Origin of the sequence: Stenotrophomonas sp. YIM B06876, from assembly GCF_030711595.1 — a bacterium.
In the GTDB taxonomy this organism is placed as follows: Bacteria; Pseudomonadota; Gammaproteobacteria; order Xanthomonadales; family Xanthomonadaceae; genus Stenotrophomonas.
Window position 1 is genome coordinate 1 of the sequence record NZ_JAUJUJ010000411.1, and the last position, 712, is coordinate 712.

The following is a 712-nucleotide window of genomic DNA, read 5'->3' on the forward strand; positions in this document are numbered from 1 at the left end:
CGGCAGCAACGCACTGGCCGATGGCGCCACCGCGGTCGGCTTCAATGCGCTTGCCACCGCTGACAATGCTGCGGCGTTCGGTATTTCGGCGTCTGCCAGTGGTGGAAGCGCGATTGCGGCCGGCCACAGAAGTGATGCCTCGGGCGAGCAGAGTGTCGCAATCGGCTTCAATGCCAGTGCCCAGAAAATCGATGCAATGGCATTTGGTTCCAATTCGGTTGCCGGTGGCTACAGCAGTTTGGCGATGGGTAGCTACACCCAGGCCAATGCCGACGGCAGCATCGCCATTGGTGGCGCGCTGTTCGGTTTCCCGCCGTTTGCGACGTTCGCCAACGGCATTGCATCGGTTGTGCTCGGAGCCGGCGCCGGGTCCGCGCCGGAGGCCATGTTTGGTACCGCACTGGGGACCGCAGCCTGGTCAGGCGAGGAAATGACTACCGCCGTCGGCGCGTGGTCGCGTGCGGAGGAATATCTGTCAACGGCCGTCGGTGCCGACGCACGGGCCAATGCGGTGGCATCCACCGCGCTGGGTTTCCAGGCCGTCGCCAATGCGATCGACAGCGTAGCCCTGGGCGCCGGGTCCATCGCCGATCGCGAAAGCACGGTGTCGGTGGGCAGTGCTGGTTATGAACGCCAAGTCACTCATATGGCCGCCGGCACCCAGGACACCGATGCGGTGAACGTGGCGCAGTTGAATGCCGCCACCTTCGAT

Annotated in this window: 1 protein-coding gene and 1 pseudogene; one reads left to right on the top strand and one right to left on the bottom strand. The window is 64.5% G+C overall.

Going from position 1 to position 712, the window contains the following annotated elements; genetic code table 11:
- Positions 1 to 213, bottom strand: a 213-nt coding sequence (locus QZH66_RS17630) for a hypothetical protein (protein WP_305807121.1), incomplete at its 3' end; no start/stop codon positions are given.
- Here QZH66_RS17630 and QZH66_RS17635 point away from each other — a divergent pair.
- Positions 197 to 712: pseudogene (locus tag QZH66_RS17635) on the top strand (hypothetical protein); the annotation flags it as partial. The gene QZH66_RS17630 and the pseudogene QZH66_RS17635 overlap by 17 nt on opposite strands.